General features: G+C 60.7%; 1 protein-coding gene. It reads left to right on the top strand.

The window, feature by feature from the left end; genetic code table 11:
• Positions 1–56: 56 nt before the first annotated feature.
• Complete coding sequence (locus tag C2846_RS18460) at positions 57–1,085, top strand: IS30-like element ISPsp7 family transposase (RefSeq protein ID WP_033959121.1); 1,029 nt, start codon at positions 57–59, stop codon at positions 1,083–1,085.
• Positions 1,086–1,115: the final 30 nt, after the last annotated feature.

A 1,115-nucleotide genomic window follows, 5' to 3' on the forward strand; every position in this document is an offset into this window, starting at 1 on the left:
GGGCGGCGGCAAAAACTGAGTGCAACACCTGACCTTTCCGGTACGGTGCTGCCCCTATGTCTTATACCGAACTCAGCGTTGAAGAGCGCGCCACCATTCAAATCGGTCGTACCCAAGGCTTCAGCCTGCGCAGGATTGCCTGCTTGATCAACCGATCCCCTTCGACCATCAGCCGTGAGCTGCGCCGTAACCGAGGTGCTTGCGGTGGCTACTCGGCCCGCCTGGCCCAGCAGCAAATGCAGGCCCGCCGCCAGGTTTGTCGACCGATGCGAAAACTGTTGCCGGGTAGCGAGCGCTTCGAACTGGTGACCCATATGCTGCGTGAGCGTTTGTCTCCCGAGCAGATTGCCGGCAAGCTGCGCAGCATGAACATACCCAACCTGCGAGATGCCTACGTCTGTCGCGAGACGATCTACAACGCGATCTATGCCCTGCCAGTGGGTGAGCTGCGTAAGGAGCTGATCATCTGTCTGCGCCAAGGCAAGACGACGCGCCGGCCGCGCTCTGGTGGCGTGGATCGGCGCGGCCAGATCCCCGAGATGGTCAGTATTCATGTGCGCCCGCCGGAGATTGAAGACAGGCTGATGCCGGGGCATTGGGAAGGCGACCTCATCAAGGGTAAGGCCAACGCCTCGTCCGTCGGTACGCTGGTGGAACGCACCAGTGGCTACCTGATGTTGGTGAAGATGAACGACGCGACGGCGACTTCGGCGCTGGAAGGCTTCAGCGCCGCGCTCAATAGCATGCCGCTGGAGATGCGCAAGAGCATGACTTACGACCAGGGCCGGGAGATGGCGCGACACGCCGAGATCACCCAAAGAACCGGCGTGGCGATCTACTTCTGCGACCCGCACAGCCCCTGGCAGCGCGGCAGCAACGAAAACATCAACGGCCTGATTCGCCAGTACTTGCCCAAGGGCACAGACCTGTCGGTACATAGCCAGGAGGAGCTGGACGCCATTGCGCTGCAACTGAACATGCGACCGCGCAAGCGCTTCGACTTCAAATGCCCCATCGAGGTGATGGGAGAGGTCATGCAAAATGCCATGGCAATGCGGCATGATGCTCCGGCTTCAATTCAATAACCGTGTTGCACTCAGCTCCTGCAACCGCCC

It is taken from the genome of Pseudomonas jilinensis (assembly GCF_003586265.1).
Lineage (GTDB): Bacteria > Pseudomonadota > Gammaproteobacteria > Pseudomonadales > Pseudomonadaceae > Halopseudomonas > Halopseudomonas phragmitis.

What these genes read in the sequence shown, in the direction of transcription:
- C2846_RS18460 (WP_033959121.1), top strand. Translation starts at nt 57, where the DNA reads ATGTCTTATACCGAACTCAGCGTTGAAGAGCGCGCCACCATTCAAATC.